The organism is Streptomyces sp. NPDC054794 (assembly GCF_053611585.1).
Genome location: NZ_JBSHAQ010000016.1, coordinates 168,521 through 184,366 on the forward strand (window position 1 = coordinate 168,521; position 15,846 = coordinate 184,366).

At 72.6% G+C, this 15,846-nt stretch carries 13 protein-coding genes and 1 tRNA gene; 5 read left to right on the forward strand and 9 right to left on the reverse strand.

Annotation, left to right across the window (positions count from 1 at the left end):
• Nucleotides 1-34: 34 nt before the first annotated feature.
• Both ACWGKT_RS19275 and ACWGKT_RS19280 read right to left on the reverse strand, forming a co-directional pair.
• Nucleotides 35-1,516 carry a sensor histidine kinase gene (locus ACWGKT_RS19275; protein ID WP_453274601.1) on the reverse strand — a complete coding sequence of 494 codons (1,482 nt, stop codon included), beginning with the start codon at nt 1,514-1,516 and terminating at the stop codon, nt 35-37.
• Complete coding sequence (locus tag ACWGKT_RS19280) at nt 1,513-2,253, reverse strand: response regulator transcription factor (protein ID WP_453274602.1); 741 nt, start codon at nt 2,251-2,253, stop codon at nt 1,513-1,515. The genes ACWGKT_RS19275 and ACWGKT_RS19280 overlap by 4 nt, the downstream gene beginning before the upstream one ends.
• A 175-nt stretch (nt 2,254-2,428) precedes the next feature.
• On the opposite strand from ACWGKT_RS19280, the gene ACWGKT_RS19285 reads away from it, so the two are divergent.
• Together ACWGKT_RS19285 and ACWGKT_RS19290 are read left to right on the forward strand one after the other, a co-directional pair.
• Nucleotides 2,429-3,775 (forward strand): ferredoxin reductase family protein, encoded by a 1,347-nt coding sequence (locus ACWGKT_RS19285; RefSeq protein WP_453274603.1) that lies wholly within the window; start codon nt 2,429-2,431, stop codon nt 3,773-3,775.
• 10 nt (nt 3,776-3,785) lie between these two features.
• Nucleotides 3,786-4,259 (forward strand): FMN-binding protein, encoded by a 474-nt coding sequence (locus ACWGKT_RS19290; RefSeq protein WP_453274604.1) that lies wholly within the window; start codon nt 3,786-3,788, stop codon nt 4,257-4,259.
• 23 nt (nt 4,260-4,282) lie between these two features.
• Here the strand turns inward: ACWGKT_RS19290 and ACWGKT_RS19295 are convergent, their stop codons facing one another.
• The 3 genes from ACWGKT_RS19295 to ACWGKT_RS19305 form a co-directional block, all read right to left on the reverse strand.
• Nucleotides 4,283-4,792 (reverse strand): DUF2231 domain-containing protein, encoded by a 510-nt coding sequence (locus tag ACWGKT_RS19295; RefSeq protein WP_453274605.1) that lies wholly within the window; start codon nt 4,790-4,792, stop codon nt 4,283-4,285.
• Nucleotides 4,793-4,860: 68 nt separating this feature from the next.
• Complete coding sequence (locus ACWGKT_RS19300) at nt 4,861-6,258, reverse strand: GntP family permease (RefSeq protein WP_453274606.1); 1,398 nt, start codon at nt 6,256-6,258, stop codon at nt 4,861-4,863.
• 36 nt (nt 6,259-6,294) lie between these two features.
• The gene (locus ACWGKT_RS19305; protein WP_453274607.1) at nt 6,295-6,813 is read right to left on the reverse strand and encodes a gluconokinase; all 519 of its coding nucleotides are present in this window, start codon (nt 6,811-6,813) and stop codon (nt 6,295-6,297) included.
• Between the two features lie 143 nt (nt 6,814-6,956).
• On the opposite strand from ACWGKT_RS19305, the gene ACWGKT_RS19310 reads away from it, so the two are divergent.
• Nucleotides 6,957-7,658 carry a FadR/GntR family transcriptional regulator gene (locus ACWGKT_RS19310; protein ID WP_356156365.1) on the forward strand — a complete coding sequence of 234 codons (702 nt, stop codon included), beginning with the start codon at nt 6,957-6,959 and terminating at the stop codon, nt 7,656-7,658.
• 7 nt (nt 7,659-7,665) lie between these two features.
• Here the strand turns inward: ACWGKT_RS19310 and ACWGKT_RS19315 are convergent, their stop codons facing one another.
• The 4 genes from ACWGKT_RS19315 to ACWGKT_RS19330 form a co-directional block, all read right to left on the reverse strand.
• A complete protein-coding gene (locus ACWGKT_RS19315) occupies nt 7,666-8,088 on the reverse strand; it encodes a YchJ family protein (protein ID WP_453274608.1) in 423 nt (140 codons plus the stop codon).
• 60 nt (nt 8,089-8,148) lie between these two features.
• Nucleotides 8,149-9,495, reverse strand: coding sequence for a M1 family metallopeptidase (locus tag ACWGKT_RS19320; protein ID WP_453274609.1), 1,347 nt, complete (start codon nt 9,493-9,495; stop codon nt 8,149-8,151).
• Between the two features lie 77 nt (nt 9,496-9,572).
• A complete protein-coding gene (locus tag ACWGKT_RS19325) occupies nt 9,573-13,433 on the reverse strand; it encodes a Pls/PosA family non-ribosomal peptide synthetase (protein WP_453274610.1) in 3,861 nt (1,286 codons plus the stop codon).
• 354 nt (nt 13,434-13,787) lie between these two features.
• Nucleotides 13,788-13,875: transfer RNA gene (locus tag ACWGKT_RS19330), tRNA-Leu, on the reverse strand.
• Between the two features lie 201 nt (nt 13,876-14,076).
• Between ACWGKT_RS19330 and ACWGKT_RS19335 the strand changes: the two genes are divergently transcribed.
• Together ACWGKT_RS19335 and chpH are read left to right on the forward strand one after the other, a co-directional pair.
• A complete protein-coding gene (locus ACWGKT_RS19335; protein WP_453274611.1) occupies nt 14,077-15,402 on the forward strand; it encodes a M20/M25/M40 family metallo-hydrolase in 1,326 nt (441 codons plus the stop codon).
• A 138-nt stretch (nt 15,403-15,540) separates the two neighbouring features.
• Nucleotides 15,541-15,774, forward strand: coding sequence for a chaplin ChpH (gene chpH / locus ACWGKT_RS19340; protein ID WP_235452898.1), 234 nt, complete (start codon nt 15,541-15,543; stop codon nt 15,772-15,774).
• Nucleotides 15,775-15,846 lie beyond the last annotated feature (72 nt).

A 15,846-nucleotide genomic window follows, 5' to 3' on the forward strand; every position in this document is an offset into this window, starting at 1 on the left:
GACGACAGGGCCTAGCGACCTCGTAGGCCCTCGTCTACCTCGGCAGGCGGACCGTGAACGTCGTGGAGCCCGGTCCGCTCTCCAGTCCGACGCTCCCCGCGTGCGCCCCCGTCACCGCCGCCACGATCGACAGGCCCAGGCCCGCTCCGCCGCCGGAGGCGTTCGGGTGGCGGCGGTGTTCGGCCCTGGTGAAGCGTTCGAAGACAGCCGACCGGACGTCCTCGGGCACGCCGGGGCCGTCGTCGTGGACCGAGAGGAGCGCCGAGTCGGCGTCGGCCTCCAAGGTCACCGTCACCTTGGTGCCCACAGGCGTGTGCACACGCGCGTTGGCCATCAGGTTGGCCAGCACCTGCTGGAGCCGGTGGGCGTCGCCCGGGACCGTTACCGGGTCCTCGGGCAGGTCGAGCGTCCAGCTGTGGTCGGGACCGGCGGCCCGGGCGTCGGTGACCGCGTCCAGGACCAGGCGGGTGAGGTCGACCGGGCCGCGCTCCAGGGGGCGGCCGGCGTCGAGGCGGGCGAGCAGCAGCAGGTCGTCGACCATCTCGCCCATGCGGGCCGACTCCGCCGCGATGCGGTGCAGGGCGCGCGTGATCTCGGGCGGTACCGGGCCCGGGTGGAGGAGCGCCAGTTCGGCATGACCGCGGACCGAGGCGACCGGGGTGCGCAGCTCGTGGCTGGCGTCGGCGGCGAACCGGCGCAGCCGTTCCTCGGAGGCGTGGCGTTTGGTCAGCGCGTCCTCGACATGGCCCAGCATGCGGTTGAAGGCGGTGGCGACCCGGCCGACCTCGCCGTGCGGGTCGGACTGCGGCGCGCGGGGCGGCAGGACCACCTCTCCGTCGGCCAGCGGCAGCTCGCTGACCCGGGCGGCGGTGGCGGCGACCCGGCTGAGCGGCCGCAGCGACCAGCGCACCCACAGCGCCCCGGCCACCCCGGTCACCACCAGGGCCAGGCCGAAGACGATCGCGGCGACCAGTTCCAGCCGGCGCACCGTGGCCTGCACCGGTTCCAGCGGCAGGCCGACGACCAGCACATCGCCGTCCCTCCCGGCGGTGGCCGCGACCCGGTAGTCGCCCAGCGCGGAGAGGCGGACGGTGCGGGCGCGGCCGTCGGCCGGTATCCGGGCCAGCCGCCCGGTGTCGGCCGTGGTCAGGTCGACGTTCAGATCCGCCGAGGGGTCGGCCCCGCGGACGAGTCCCTTGCTGGTGACCGTGCCGTTCAGCAGGCGGGCGCCGAAGGTGCCGGCGGCCGTCCGGCGGGTGTCGCCGTACTCGTCCCCGTCGTGGTCGTCCGGCGGCCTGCCGTGGTGTTCCAGGCTCTCCGGGAACCGGGTACCGGTCTGGGCGAGCTGCTCGTCCAGCCGCCGGGTGAGGGAGCCGTTCAGTTCGACCACCGCGGCCAGGCCCACCGCCGCGCAGCTCACCGCGAGCAGCACCACCAGGCCGAAGGTGAGCCGGGCGCGCAGCGTGCGGGGCCGGGGCAGCCGGCGCAGGTCGCTTTGGCGGGGCGGCCGGATCACCGGGTCACCGGCTTCAGCACATAGCCCGCCCCGCGCACCGTGTGGATCATGGGCCGGCGGCCCGCGTCGACCTTCTTGCGCAGATACGAGATGTACAGCTCGACCACGTGCGCCCGGCCGCCGAAGTCGTACGACCACACCCGGTCCAGGATCTGCGTCTTGCTGAGCACCCGGCGCGGGTTGCTCATCAGGAGGCGGAGCAGCTCGAACTCGGTCGGCGACAGCTCGACCGGCTCGCCGGCCCGGGTCACCTCGCGCGCGTCCTCGTCCATCACCAGGTCGCCGACGACCAGCCGCGGTCCCTCCTCCCGCGTGCGCGCCATGCCCGCTCGGCGCAGCAGGCCGCAGAGCCTGGCGACGACCTCCTCCAGGCTGAAGGGCTTGGTGACGTAGTCGTCGCCGCCCGCGGTGATCCCGGCGATGCGGTCCTCGACCGCGTCCCGTGCCGTGAGGAAGAGAACACAGACGTCCGGCTTCACCTCGTGCAGCCGGCGCAGCACGGCGAAGCCGTCGGTGTCCGGGAGCATCACGTCCAGGACGACGGCGTCCGGCAGCAGGTCGCGTGCGGCGGCGAGCGCCGCCACGCCGTCGGAGGCGGCGCGCACGTCCCAGCCCTGGTAGCGCAGGGCACCGGTGAGCACCTCCGCGAGGTCGGGGTCGTCGTCGACGACGAGGACCCGCGGCGGGGTGCCGTCGGGGCGGGTCAGGGGCGGGGGGCCGGAACGCGTGGTGTTCATCGCGTGTACCAGCATGACCCCTGCCGAGGGGTGGTTCCCACCGCCGTCGCTGTGAATTTGCTCTGACCTGAACTTCTTCCGTCGACTTCTCCCGTCGTGCATGGCTGACTCAGAGGTCGCTGAGAGCTTCGCCCCCCACAGTGGCCGGGTACGGCGAACGAAGGGGCGGCGATCGATGGCCACCGTGGACACCCGGCGGGCGGCCCCGCCCCTGCCCGTAGGACGCTTCCTCGCGGGGGCCGTGCCCGCCGCGCTGTGGGTGGGAGCGGCGGGCGTGATCGCCCTCTGGTGGGCGGACACCGCGTCCGTGGTCGGCACCGCCGGCGGGCTGATCGGCGCCGGCCGGATCTCCGGACTGCTGTGCGGCTACGCCTGCGCCGTGCTGGTCGGTCTGATGGCCCGGGTACCGGCGCTGGAGACCCGGGTCGGCTCCGACCGGGTGGCCCGCTGGCACGCGATGGCCGGCCGGTACACGCTCTGCCTCCTCGTCGCGCACGTGGCGCTGATCCTCGCCGGGTACGCGGCCCAGGACCACGCCTCGCTGTGGCACGAGACGGTGACCGTCGTCCTGGACTACCCGGAGATGCTCAAGGCCACCGCGGGCACCGTGATCCTCCTCGCGGTCGGCATCACCTCGGCGCGAGCCGTACGGCGCCGTACCAGCCACGAGTTCTGGTACTACGTCCACCTGCTGACGTACGCGGCCGTCTTCCTCGCCTTCTTCCACCAGCTCACGCTCGGCGACGAGTTCAACGGCAGACCGGTCGCCACCGCCCTCTGGTACGCGCTCTACCTCGGCGTCACGGCCCTGGTCCTGTGGTTCCGCGTGCTCACCCCGGTCCGGCTCAACCGCCGCCACCGGCTGCGCGTGGATTCGGTCCACCGGGAGGCGCCGGGCGTGTACTCGGTCCTCGTACGCGGCCGGCGCCTGGACGAACTGGGCGCGCGGCCCGGGCAGTTCTTCCGCTGGCGGTTCCTCGGCGCCGGCCTGGGCCGGACGTCGACGCCGTACTCCCTGTCGGCCCCGCCGCGCCCGGACCTGCTGCGCATCACGGTCAAGGCGCTCGGCGACCACAGCGCGGCCGTCGCGCTGCTCAGGCCCGGCACCCGGGTGTGGGCGGAGGGCCCCTACGGCTCCCTGACCGCCGACCGGGCCACCGGCCACCGCTCCCTGCTGATCGCCGCCGGCGTCGGCATCACCCCGCTGCGCGCCCTGTTCGAGACCCTGCCCGGCGAGGTCACGCTGCTGTACCGGGCGCGCGGCGCCGAGGATCTGGCGCTGGCCGGCGAGCTGGAGGAGATCGCGCGCCGGCGCGGGGCACGGGTGCTGTACGCGCTCAACGGGCCGCGCGGCGAGCGGCCGGACCTCACCGCGCGGTCGCTGCGCACGGCCTTTCCGGCGCTGCGCGACCACGACGTCTACCTCTGCGGCCCGCCCGGCTTCGCGCGGGACCTGTACGAGGCGCTGCGGGCAGCCGGAGTGCCGGACCGCCGTATCCACCACGAATCGTTCGAGCTGTGAGGACGCACGCATGCACCCGTTGAGGAAGAACCACGCGCTCCGCCGGACCGTACTGGCCGGTGCGGCCACGGTCTGCGGGATGGTGCTGCTGCTGTCCCTGAAGCCGCACGCCGGTCCCACGCTCGCGACGGCGGAAACCAAGTCCCCGTCCGTGTCCGGCGGTTCGACTCCGTCCGGCAGTGCGAGCCGGTCGACCGGCTCCACCGGCCCCCGATCCGTCACCGGCGACGCGGTGCAGACCCGCTGGGGACCGGTGCGGGTGCGGGTGACGATCGAGGACGGCAGGCTCACGGACGTGACGGCCGTCGACTACCCGCGGGAGAACCCGCGCGACCAGGAGATCAGCGGCTACGCGCTGCCGGCACTGCGGCGCGAGGCACTGTCCGCGCAGAGCGCGGACATCGACGTGGTGTCGGGCGCCACGTACACCAGCACCGGCTACCGGCAGTCGCTCCAGTCCGCGCTGGACTCGGCGGGCCGCTGACCCGGCGCGGAGCCCGCGCCGGATCAGTGACCCTCTGCCCCCGTCGCCGTCTTCGAGTAGGCGTCGTGCCAGGCGGCCTTGGCCCCGGAGTCGCCGATCCGGTAGACGTCCACCACCGCTCCCGCCGCGACGGCCAGCGACAGCACGCCCACGGCGATCCGCCCGAGCAGGGCGAGCCGACGCGTGCCGCCGCCCTGCTCGGACTCCGCGGAAGCCCGCTTCGCCGCCCACCACACGAGCACGGCGAGGACGAACAGGCCGAGGGCCCACGGCAGCAACCCGTCACCCAGCTCGGTGTGCCGCCGCACCAGGGCGTCGTCGTCCACGTGCCCTTCCAGCCACTCGCCCGCCTTCGTGGTCAACGGCACACTGGCCAGGGCGACCAGGGCCAGCAGCGGCAGCAGCGGGCCGAGCCGCCGGGCGGCGCGGGGCCACAGCGCCGCCACCGCCAGGGCCACTGCCGTGAGCGGTATCAGCACGACGACCACGTGGACCAGCAGGACATGGGCGGGCAGGCCGTTGATCAGACTCATCGAGGCGCTCCTGAGGGTGATGGGGGCGCCAGCCTGGCACGGCGACCTCTCAGCTTCCTCTGAGACCCCTAGATCACCAGGGACAACAGCAGGACCAGGCCGCCGGCGACCACCGAGATGATCGTCTCCATGACGGACCAGGTCTTGACGGTCTGGCCGACGCTCAGCCCGAAGTACTCCTTCACCAGCCAGAATCCGGCGTCGTTGACATGGCTGAAGAAGAGCGAGCCGGCGCCGATGGCCAGCACCAGCAGGGCGGTGTGGGTGGTCGACATGTCGGCGGCCAGCGGGGCCACGAGACCCGCGGCCGAGACCGTCGCCACCGTCGCCGAACCCGTCGCCAGCCGGATCGCCACCGCGATCAGCCAGGCCAGCAGCAGGGCCGGGATCGACCAGTCCTTGGAGATGTCCAGGATCATCTGGCCGACACCGCAGTCGATCAGCGTCTGCTTGAAGCCGCCGCCCGCGCCGACGATCAGCAGGATGCCCGCGATGGGGACCAGACCCTTCTCGACCGTCCGCGAGATCCGCTCCTTGCCGAACCCGGCCGGCCGGCCCAGCGTGAACATGGCGACGATGACGGCGGTGAGCAGGGCGATCAGCGGTGAGCCGATGACGTCGAAGACGCGCTGCACCGTGTGGGTCGGGTCGTCGACCACGATGTCCACGAGCGCCTTGGACAGCATCAGGACGACCGGCAGCAGGATGGTGGCCAGGGTGGCACCGAAGCGGGGGCGGCTCTCCAACTCCTCGGAGGGCCGCTGGGGGAGCATGCGGTCCGGAACCGGGACGTCCACCCAGCGGGCCGCGACCTTCGAGAACAGCGGCCCGGCGACGATCACCGTGGGTATCGCGACGAGGACGCCGAGCGCGAGGGTGACGCCCAGGTTGGCGTGGACCGCGTCGATCGCGACCAGCGGGCCGGGGTGCGGGGGCACCAGGCCGTGCATCACGGACAGACCGGCGAGTGCCGGGATGCCGATGCGCATCACCGGGTAGTTGCCGCGCTTGGCGACCATCAGCACCACCGGGATCAGCAGCACGATGCCGACCTCGAAGAACAGCGGCAGGCCGATCAGGGAGGCGATCAGCACCATCGCCCACGGCATCGTCCGGCGGCTCGCCTTCGCGAGGATCGTGTCGACGATCTCGTCGGCGCCGCCGGAGTCGGCGAGCAGCTTGCCGAGGATCGCGCCCAGCGCGATGAGGACACCCACGCCGGCGACCGTGGTGCCGAGCCCGGTGGTGAAGCTGGTGATCGCCTTGTCGAGCGGCGCCCCGGCGAACGCGCCCAGCGCGAGCGAGCCGATGGTCAGCGCCAGGAAGGCGTGCAGTTTGAACTTGGTGATGAGCAGGACGATGACGGCGATGCCCGCCAGCACGGCGATGCCCAACTGGGCATGACCGGCCGACGTGATCGGCTCGACGGCGTCCGCTGCCAGCATCTCGACGCTGAGTCTGGTCACGGGGTTCCCTTGGAGGTATGGGGACTTGGGGAGGGATTACTGCGGTGCGTCGGGAAGCGTGTCCAGTGCCTTGACCGCCCGTTCGGTGATCTCCTCGGGGCCGCCTGAGACGTCCACGGCGACTCCGGCCTCGTCCGGCTGGAGCGGCTGCAGCGTGGCGAACTGGGAGTCCAGCAGCGCGGCCGGCATGAAGTGACCGCGCCGGTGGGTCATCCGTCCCTCGATCAGCGTCCGGTCGCCCGTGAGGTGCACGAACACGATCCCGGGAGCTTCGGCCCTGAGCCGGTCGCGGTACGACCGCTTCAGCGCGGAGCAGCTGACCACCCCGCCCAGCCCGCGCCGCCCGTGCGCCCAGGCGCCGATGGCGTCGAGCCACGGCCACCTGTCCGCGTCGTCGAGCGGGATCCCGGCCGACATCTTGTCGATGTTGGCCTGCGGGTGGAAGTCGTCGCCCTCGGCGTACGGGACGTGCAGCCGGGCGGCGAGCAGCGGACCGATCGTGGTCTTGCCCGTGCCCGAGACACCCATCACCGCGACGACGTGGGGGGTACGCATCACTGCCTCGCTGTCTTCCTCGACATCTGACGTCGTCATCCGACGTCGGCCTCACTGAAACCCATTACGTACGACTAATTCAAGTGCGTGTGACGAATAAGTCTGACTTTTTGCGTGAGTGATCCACTCTGTACGCTGAGTGCATGAGCACACCGGGCCGAGGGCTGCACGGCCACGTACTGGATACCCTCGGCCCTGCGATCACCGCGGGCGAGTACCCGCCGGGCAGTGTCCTGCGCACGGACGAACTGGCCCAGCACTTCGAGGTGTCGCGCTCCGTCATGCGCGAGGCGGTCCGGGTCCTCGAATCCATGCACCTGGTCGAGTCCCGCCGCCGGGTGGGCGTCACGGTGCGTCCGAAGGCCGAGTGGAACGTCTACGACCCGCAGGTCATCCGCTGGCGGCTGGCGGGCACCGACCGCCCGCACCAGCTGCGCTCGCTGACGGTGCTGCGCTCGGCGGTCGAGCCGGCCGCGGCGGGCCTGGCCGCCAAGCACGCGACGGCCGAGCAGTGCGCCGAGCTCACCGAGTGCGCGCTCGGCATGGTGGCCAACTCACGCGGCCACAAGCTGCAGGAGTACCTCGTCCACGACATCGCCTTCCACCGGGTGATCCTCGCGGCCTCGGGCAACGAGATGTTCGCCCGGCTGGGCGACGTGGTCGCCGAGGTCCTCGCCGGCCGCACCCACCACGAGGTCATGTTCGAGGACCCCGACCCGGCCGCCGTCACCCTGCACGTCCAGGTCGCGGAGGCGGTGCGCGCCGGCGACGCGGCCCGCGCGCGGGAGCTGACCCGCGAGATCACGGTGGGCGCGCTCCAGGAACTGGACATCCTGGCGCCGTAGGGGCGCCCTACTCGTCGGGGAACTCCCCGTCGACGTACACCCACGCCCCGCCGACCCGCTCGAACCGGCTCCGCTCGTGCAGCGAGCCGCCCCGGTAGGAGGCGCGGAAGGTCACGGTCCCCGTGGTGTGGAAGGCCGACCCCTCACCGGTGTCGAGCACCTCAAGCCCGGTCCACCGCATCCCCGGATCGAGGTCGAGCCGGGCCGGCCGGGTGTCCGGATGCCACGTCCGCAGCAGATACGCCACGTCCCCCGTCACGAAGGCGCTGTACCGCGACCGCATCAGCGCCTCGGCGGTCGGCGCCGCGGCGCCGCCCGAGTGGTAGCGGCCACAGCAGCCGTCGTACGACTCGGGCAGACCGCAGGGACAGGAGGCGGCGGGCTTCGCCAATCCGGCGGTACGGGCGGGGCGGGCAGTGCGTCGGGCCATGCCCCCATTGTGCCGGGAAGCCGGACCGCTGGGGGGTGTCGTTTGGATCATCCCGGCGTCCTAGGCCGCGCCCCCCGTCGCCGTCAGCGTCGGCAGTGGGGGCAGCTTCGCGCCGTACACCCAGGCCTCGAACAGCGCGTCCAGCGGCTCCTCCGCGAAGCGGGCGACGTGGGCGGTGAACGCCTGGGTCGTCACCACCCCGTTGCGGTGCAGCCGTACCCAGCTGCGCACCATCAGGAAGAACGCGTCGTCGCCCAGCGCGCAGCGCACCGCGTGCACGGCCAGCCCGCCGCGCTGGTAGAGGCGGTCGTCGAACATCAGCTTGCGGCCCGGGTCGGCCAGCCGCAGGTCCTGCGGCTGGGTGGACAGCAACTGGTGCGCGGCGGCGGCCAGCTGCTGGGCGCCGCGACCGCCCGAGCGCTCCGACCACAGCCACTCCGCGTACTTCGCGAAGCCCTCGTTCAGCCAGATGTGCCGCCAGTCGGCGATGGACACGCAGTTGCCGAACCACTGGTGCGCCAGCTCGTGCGCCACCAGCCGCTCCGACCCCCGGGCCCCGTCCACATGGTTGGCGCCGAACAGCGACAACCCCTGTGCCTCGACGGGGACATCGAGCTCCTCCTCCGTCACCGCGACCGCGTACTCGTCGAACGGGTACGGCCCGAACAGCTCCTGGAACAACTCCATCATCGCCGGCTGCCGCGCGAAGTCCCGGGAGAACTCCGGCAACAGCTGCGCCGGGATGTGCCCGTGCTGCGGCACACCGCCCGGACCCGGGTCGCCCAGCAGCACCGTCTGGTACTTGCCGATCGCCAGCCCCACCAGATAGCTGGACGTGGGCGCGGACTGCTCGTACACCCAGGTCGTCGTCGAGGCCTTCGTCGTCCGGGTCAGCAGGCGCCCGCCCGCGACCACGGCGTACGCGGACGGCGTGGTGACCGAGATCAGGTAGGACGCCTTGTCGGCGGGGCGGTCGTTGCACGGGTACCAGGACGGCGCCCCGATCGGCTGGCTCGCCACCAGCGCCCCGTCCTCCAGCTCCTCCCAGCCGAGCTCGCCCCAGGGGCTGGGCACCGGCTTCGGATTCCCGGACCAGTGCACCTCCACGGTGAAGGCGGCCCCGGCGCGGATCGGCTTGGCCGGGCGGACCCGCAGCCGGCCGCCACGGTGCGTGTAGTGCGGCTGTCGGCCGTCCACCCGGACCCGGCCGATCCTGAAGTCGGCCAGGTTGAGCTGGAATTCGGTGAGCGCCGCACGCCCCGCGATGGCGTTGATCCGGACCGTGCCCGCCAGCCGGTTCGGGCCCGGACGGTAGTCCAGCGTGAGCTCGTACCGGTGCACCCGGTAGCGGGGATCGCCGTTTGCCGGGAAGTACGGGTCCTGCCCCACTGCTTGCTGAACTGCCACTGCCGCGTCTGCTCCCTGCGCTGTGCTGCCACTCCGTGCCGGTGCACCGCCCACCGTCACCGCCGGGTGGCCCGCGCTCAGGGCCGCCATGCCTCGATCGGGTTGCCGAGCCAGCGGGTGTCGTCCGGGACGGACTCCGCGGCCATGACGAGCGACGCGGGACCCAGGGTCGTACGGGCCCCGACCGTGCTGCCGGGCAGCACGATCCCGCCAGGGCCCAGCGTGGCACCCTCACGGAGAACCACAGTATCCGTCCGCAAGATCCGGTCGTGGAAGAGGTGTGTCTGCAGGACGCAGCCCCGGTTCACGCAGGCCCCGTCCTCCAGGGTCACCAGATCCGTCTCCGGCAGCCAGTAGCTCTCCACCCAGACGCCCTTGCCGACCCGCGCGCCGAGCCCGCGCAGCCAGGCCGTCATCACCGGCGTCCCCGGCACGGAACCGGCCAGCCACGGCACCGCCAGCATCTCCACGAAGGTGTCCGCGAGCTCGTTGCGCCACACGAAGGAGCTCCACAGCGGGTGCTCCCCGGTACGGTGCCGCCCCACCAGCAGCCACTTCGCGAGCACGGACACGAGTGCCGCCCCGATGCCCGCGGCGAGCAGCACCAGCCCCGACAGCGGCGCGGCCCAGGGCCCCAGCGCGCACAGCGCCGCCACCGTCAGCACCGCCAGCGCCGCCGAGCACATGACCGGCACGATCCGGCACAGCTCCACCAGCCCGCGCGCCCACAGCAGCCGGGCCGGCGGGTCGTAGGTACGGCTCTGGTCGCCGTCGCTCGCGCTGCGCGGCAGCTTCACCGGGGGCAGCCCCAGGTACGAGGTGCCCTTCTTCGCCTTCTTCGGCGTGGCCGACAGCACGCCGACCAGACCGCCGTCCGGCACGCTCCGGCCCGGCGCCGTCATCCCCGAGTTGCCGAGGAAGGCCCGCCGCCCGATCTCCGCGCGCCCGATCCGCACCCAGCCGCCACCGAGTTCGTACGGCGCGGTCAGCGTGTCGTCGGCCAGGAACGCCCCCTCGCCGACCGTGGTCAGGCTCGGCAGCGCGAGCACGGTCGACACCTCGGCGCCGCGCCCGATCCGCATCCCCAGCAGCCGCAGCCACACCGGCGTGACCAGGCCGGCGTACAGCGGGAACAGCGTCTCCCGGGAGCGGTCCATCAGCTGGGTGACGGTCCACGCCTGCCAGCCGATCCGGCTGTGCGTCGGATGCGTGCCCTCGCGCAGCCCCAGGCTGAGCAGCCGCACGGCGACCAGGATCTTCAGCGCGTACGCCACCCCGTAGGCGAGCGTGGCCGGGACGAGGGCCAGCGCGGCTCCCCGCAGGGCCTCGGCGGGTCCGGCGCCGGGCGCCACGAACAGGCCGGCGACCAGCAGCGCGGCCACCACCGCCGACACCGGCAGGGCATTGAGCGCGAGGCCCGTCACGCCGTACATCACCCGCCAGTACGTGCCCCGCTGCGGCCGCTCCTTGGGCCAGTTGCGCTTGGCCTTGCCGAGCTTGACCGCGGGCGCGCCCGCCCACCGCTGACCGGTGGGAATCTGCCCGGTGACCGCCGAACCCGGCGCCACCTCGGCCCGCTTGCCGACCCGCGCGCCCGGGAACAGCACGCTGCGCGTCCCGACGACGGCGTGCGCGCCGACCTTCACCGGACCGACCTCCAGCCGGTCGCCGTCCAGCCAGTACCCGGACAGGTCCACCTCGGACTCCACCGCGGCCCCGCGCCCCAGCCGGAGCATGCCGGTGACCGGCGGCAGCGAGTGCAGGTCGACGTCCCGCCCGATCCGGGCGCCCAGCGCCCGCCCGTACCGCTCCAGCCACGAGCCGGTCAGCGCGGTCGCCCCGGCGAACTCGGCCAGCCGCTCGGCGGTCCACAGCCGCAGATGCACGCCTCCGCCGCGTGGGTAGCGGCCGGGTTCCAGGCCGCGCAGCAGCAGCCGCGCCCCGCCCGCGGCGAGCACGATGCGTCCGGGCTGGCTGAAGAACAGCAGGGCAGCGGCCGCGAGCAGCCACCAGGGGGCGGTCGGCAGCCAGGAGTAGGCGGGCAGCAGATTGCCGGCCGCGGCCACGACCACCCACCAGCGCAGCCCGAGCAGCGTGAACAGCGGCACGAGCAGGAGGAGCTGGACGAACTGCGCGCGGACCGGGACCGGGGCGACCGTGCGGCGGGCGCCGTCGTCCTGCGCCGAGGCCTCCAGCCGCCGGGCCAGCTTGCGCAGCGTGGGCTGCTGGTAGATGTCGAGGACGGCCGCGCTCGGGTAGCGGGTGCGCAGCCGGGTGGTGAGCTGGGCGGCGGCCAGGCTGCCGCCGCCGATCGCGAAGAAGTCGTCACCGGCGCCGGTGACCGGGATGCCCAGCACCTCGGTCCACTGCTCGGCGAGCCAGGCCTCGGTGCCGTACAGATCCGCCTTCGGCGCCTCCACGCCCTCCAGCGGCCAGGGCAGGGCGTTGCGGTCGACCTTGCCCGAGGTACGGGTCGGCAGCTCCTCGACCGGCGCCAGCAGCGGCACGAGCGCGGCGGGCAGCGCGGCACGCAGCTTCTCTACGGCGGCCGCCTGGTCCCAGCCGTCCTGGGTGACCACGTAGCCGACGAGGAGCTGGTTGCCGCTGCGGGCGGTGCGCACGGCGGCCGCCGCCCCGGCGACACCGGGCAGCGCCTGCAGCGCGGCATCGACCTCGCCGAGCTCGATCCGCCGCCCGCCGAGCTTGATCTGCTCGTCGGCCCGCCCGAGGAAGATCAGCCCCTCGGGGTCGGCCTTGACCAGGTCCCCGCTGCGGTAGGCCCGCTCCCAGCCGAGGGATTCCAGCGGCGCGTACTTCTCCGCGTCCTTCTCGGCGTCGAGATACCGGGCGAGCCCGACCCCGCCGATGACCAGCTGCCCGCTGCCGCCCAGGGGCACGGGCTGTCCGGCCTCGTCGACGACGGCGAGCTCCCACCCGTCGAGCGGCAGCCCGATGCGCACCGGCTCCTCGCCGGTCAGCAGGGAGGCGCAGGCGACGACGGTCGCCTCGGTGGGCCCGTAGGTGTTCCACACCTCGCGCCCCTCGGTGACCAGCCGCTGCACCAGCTCGGGCGGGCAGGCCTCACCGCCGAAGATCAGCAGCCGTACGTCGTTGAGGGCCTCGGGCTCCCAGAGCGCGGCCAGCGTCGGCACGGTCGACACGACCGTGATCTCCTGCTCGACCAGCCAGGGCCCGAGATCGGCACCGCTCCTGACCTGCGACCGGGGCACGGGCACCAGACAGGCGCCGTACCGCCAGGCCAGCCACATCTCCTCGCAGGACGCGTCGAAGGCCACGGACAGCCCCGCCATGACCCGGTCGCCGGGCCCGATCGGCTCCTCCGTGAGGAACAGGGCGGCCTCGGCGTCCACGAAGGCGGCGGCGCTGCGATGCGTCACGGCGACGCCCTTGGGCTTCCCGGTGGACCCGGAGGTGAAGATGATCCAGGCGTCGTGCCCGGTGCCGGGCCGCCCGGCCGGGGAGCCGGGGCCGTCGTGCACGGTGACGCTGTGCCCGGCGCCGATGACCGCCCGTACGCCGGCCTCCTCGAACACCAGCTCGGCCCGCTCGTCCGGGTCCTCGGCGTCGACGGGGACATAGGCGGCGCCGACGGCGAGGACGCCCAGGATGGCGACGTACAGCTCATTGGTCCCCGAGGGGACCCGCACCCCCACCCGGTCCCCGAGCCCGACACCGGCCTCGGCGAGCCGCAGCCGCAGCCGCTCCACCTCTACGGCCAGCGCGCGGTACGTCAGGCGCGCGGTGCCGTCGTCGAGCGCGAGTTCGTCCGGGTACGAGCGCACGGACGCGTCGAACACGTCGACCAGCGTGCGCGGCGAGGCGGCCGTGCCCGCGGTGAAACGTGCGGTGTCACCGAACTGCTCGCGGAGCTCCGCGTCGAGCAGCCCGAGATCACTGCCCTCCTGTGTGGCTGCCATCCGGTCCCTCGAGTCTCGAACCCGGAGGCCTCCGGGGCGCTGGCGGGCCCGCAGGTCAGCCTGGGGTTGTCCGGCTCCAGCTTCATAACAAGCCGGAAATATTAGTACGACGCTAGGCTTCGCTCCGTCGTCCGGCCACTCGGGGAGGCTGTCCGGGGCACATCGCGACCCTGAGCGCACAGCGATGACCTGGGGGTCTGCGGGCAGGACGAGAGATGCCCCACAACTGGCCCCTCGGCGGGCACACCGGGTGCCGAACTCGCCCCGAGGGCCGCTCAGTTGGTCCGCCGCGGAGGCGAACTACCGGTGCGGAGCGGGAAAAAATGAGGACCCCTGATCAACAGAGGCCCTCCGTGGTGTCCGAGGGGGGACTTGAACCCCCACGCCCGATAAAGGGCACTAGCACCTCAAGCTAGCGCGTCTGCCATTCCGCCACCCGGACAAGGTGTCTGTCGTGCGGGGTTTCCCCCGCGGCGACGAAGGAAACATTACCAGGCTTTCGGGGGTGGCTGATCACACCCTGTTCCCGGCCCCGGGCCGGTCGTGAACGGCTTGTGACGGGCCGGGTCCGGTCTTGGGAGCGGAGTGGGCGGAGGGGGAGGATGAGGGGGACCGACCAGCGGCGACAGTGGGAGGAAGCAGCGTGAGCGAGAAGGACACGGCCAAGGGCGTCACGGGCCAGGACGAGGTCGTGGACCTCTGTCGCGAGCTGATCCGGATCGACACCAGCAACTACGGGGACCACTCGGGCCCGGGCGAGCGCAAGGCCGCGGAGTACGTCGCGGAGAAGCTCGCCGAGGTCGGGCTGGAGCCCAGGATCTTCGAGTCGCACCCGGGGCGCGCCTCGACCGTGGCCCGCATCGAGGGCGAGGACCCGTCGCGGCCCGCGCTGCTGATCCACGGCCACCTGGACGTCGTACCGGCCAACGCCGACGACTGGACCCACCACCCGTTCTCCGGCGAGGTCACGGACGGGTGCGTGTGGGGGCGCGGGGCCGTCGACATGAAGGACATGGACGCGATGACGCTGGCCGTCGTGCGCGACCGGCTGCGCAGCGGGCGGCGGCCGCCGCGGGACATCGTGCTGGCCTTCCTCGCCGACGAGGAGGCGGGCGGCACGTACGGCGCCCGGTGGCTCGTCGACCGTCACCCCGAGCTGTTCGAGGGGGTCACCGAGGCCATCAGCGAGGTCGGCGGGTTCTCGTTCACGGTGAACGAGCAGCGGCGGCTCTATCTGATCCAGACGGCCGAGAAGGGTATGCACTGGATGAAGCTGACCGTGGCCGGCACCGCCGGACACGGTTCGATGATCCACCGGGACAACGCGATCACCGAGCTGTCGGAGGCCGTCGCCCGCGTGGGCCGGCACAAGTTCCCGGTACGCGTCACCAAGACCACCCGGGCCTTCCTCGACGAGCTGGGCGACGCGCTCGGCACCGAGCTCGACCCGGAGGACATGGAGTCGACCCTCGCCAAGCTCGGCGGCATCGCCAAGCTCATCGGCGCGAGCCTGCGCAACACGGCCAATCCCACGCAGCTGAACGCCGGCTACAAGGTCAACGTCATCCCGGGCGAGGCCACCGCGAACATCGACGGCCGGTTCCTGCCCGGCTTCGAGGAGGAGTTCCTCGCCGACCTCGACCGGATCCTCGGCCCGAAGGTGCGGCGCGAGGACGTGCACTCCGACAAGGCCGTGGAGACCACCTTCGACGGGGCGATCGTCGAGGCCATGCAGTCGGCGCTCCTCGCCGAGGACCCGGCCGCGAAGGCGATCCCCTTCATGCTCTCCGCCGGCACCGACGCCAAGTCGTTCGACGACCTGGGCATCCGCGGCTTCGGCTTCGTGCCCCTCAAGCTGCCGCCGGAGCTGGACTTCGCGGGCATGTTCCACGGCGTCGACGAGCGGGTGCCGGTGGACGGGCTCCAGTTCGGTGTGCGGGTGCTCGACCGGTTCATCGACGCTTCCTGACACGGGAAATTCGGCCGCGTGTACGGACCGGACTGAAAAGAGTGAATGCGACCATAAGCTCGTAGCTCGATTAGTCCCTCCTCGTTACAGGTGATGCGATCAGCGACACGGGATCGCTTTTGCCAACGAGGAGGAATAATGCTCAAGAAGGTCGTCGCTGCTGCGGCTGCCACTGGTGGTCTGGTTCTCGCGGGCGCGGGCCTGGCCGTCGCCGACTCGGGTGCTCAGGGTGCCGCCGTGCACTCCCCGGGTGTCCTTTCCGGCAACGTCGTCCAGGTGCCCGTGCACGTCCCGGTGAACGTCTGCGGCAACACGATCTCGGTGATCGGGCTGCTGAACCCCGCCTTCGGCAACACCTGCGTCAACCAGTGACGCCGACTCCCTGAGGGGCGTCTTTCCGTCGGCCCCGGAGCGCGCGCCCCGCGCTCCGGGGCCGACCGGTGG

Excerpts from the sequence above, each read along its gene's own strand:
- ACWGKT_RS19315 (WP_453274608.1), bottom strand. The coding sequence starts at position 8,088 with ATGGCCCGACGCACTGCCCGCCCCGCCCGTACCGCCGGATTGGCGAAG.
- ACWGKT_RS19310 (WP_356156365.1), top strand. The coding sequence starts at position 6,957 with ATGAGCACACCGGGCCGAGGGCTGCACGGCCACGTACTGGATACCCTC.
- ACWGKT_RS19280 (WP_453274602.1), bottom strand. The coding sequence starts at position 2,253 with ATGAACACCACGCGTTCCGGCCCCCCGCCCCTGACCCGCCCCGACGGC.
- ACWGKT_RS19285 (WP_453274603.1), top strand. The coding sequence starts at position 2,429 with ATGGCCACCGTGGACACCCGGCGGGCGGCCCCGCCCCTGCCCGTAGGA.
- chpH (WP_235452898.1), top strand. The coding sequence starts at position 15,541 with ATGCTCAAGAAGGTCGTCGCTGCTGCGGCTGCCACTGGTGGTCTGGTT.
- ACWGKT_RS19305 (WP_453274607.1), bottom strand. The coding sequence starts at position 6,813 with ATGCGTACCCCCCACGTCGTCGCGGTGATGGGTGTCTCGGGCACGGGC.
- ACWGKT_RS19325 (WP_453274610.1), bottom strand. The coding sequence starts at position 13,433 with ATGGCAGCCACACAGGAGGGCAGTGATCTCGGGCTGCTCGACGCGGAG.
- ACWGKT_RS19290 (WP_453274604.1), top strand. The coding sequence starts at position 3,786 with ATGCACCCGTTGAGGAAGAACCACGCGCTCCGCCGGACCGTACTGGCC.
- ACWGKT_RS19295 (WP_453274605.1), bottom strand. The coding sequence starts at position 4,792 with ATGAGTCTGATCAACGGCCTGCCCGCCCATGTCCTGCTGGTCCACGTG.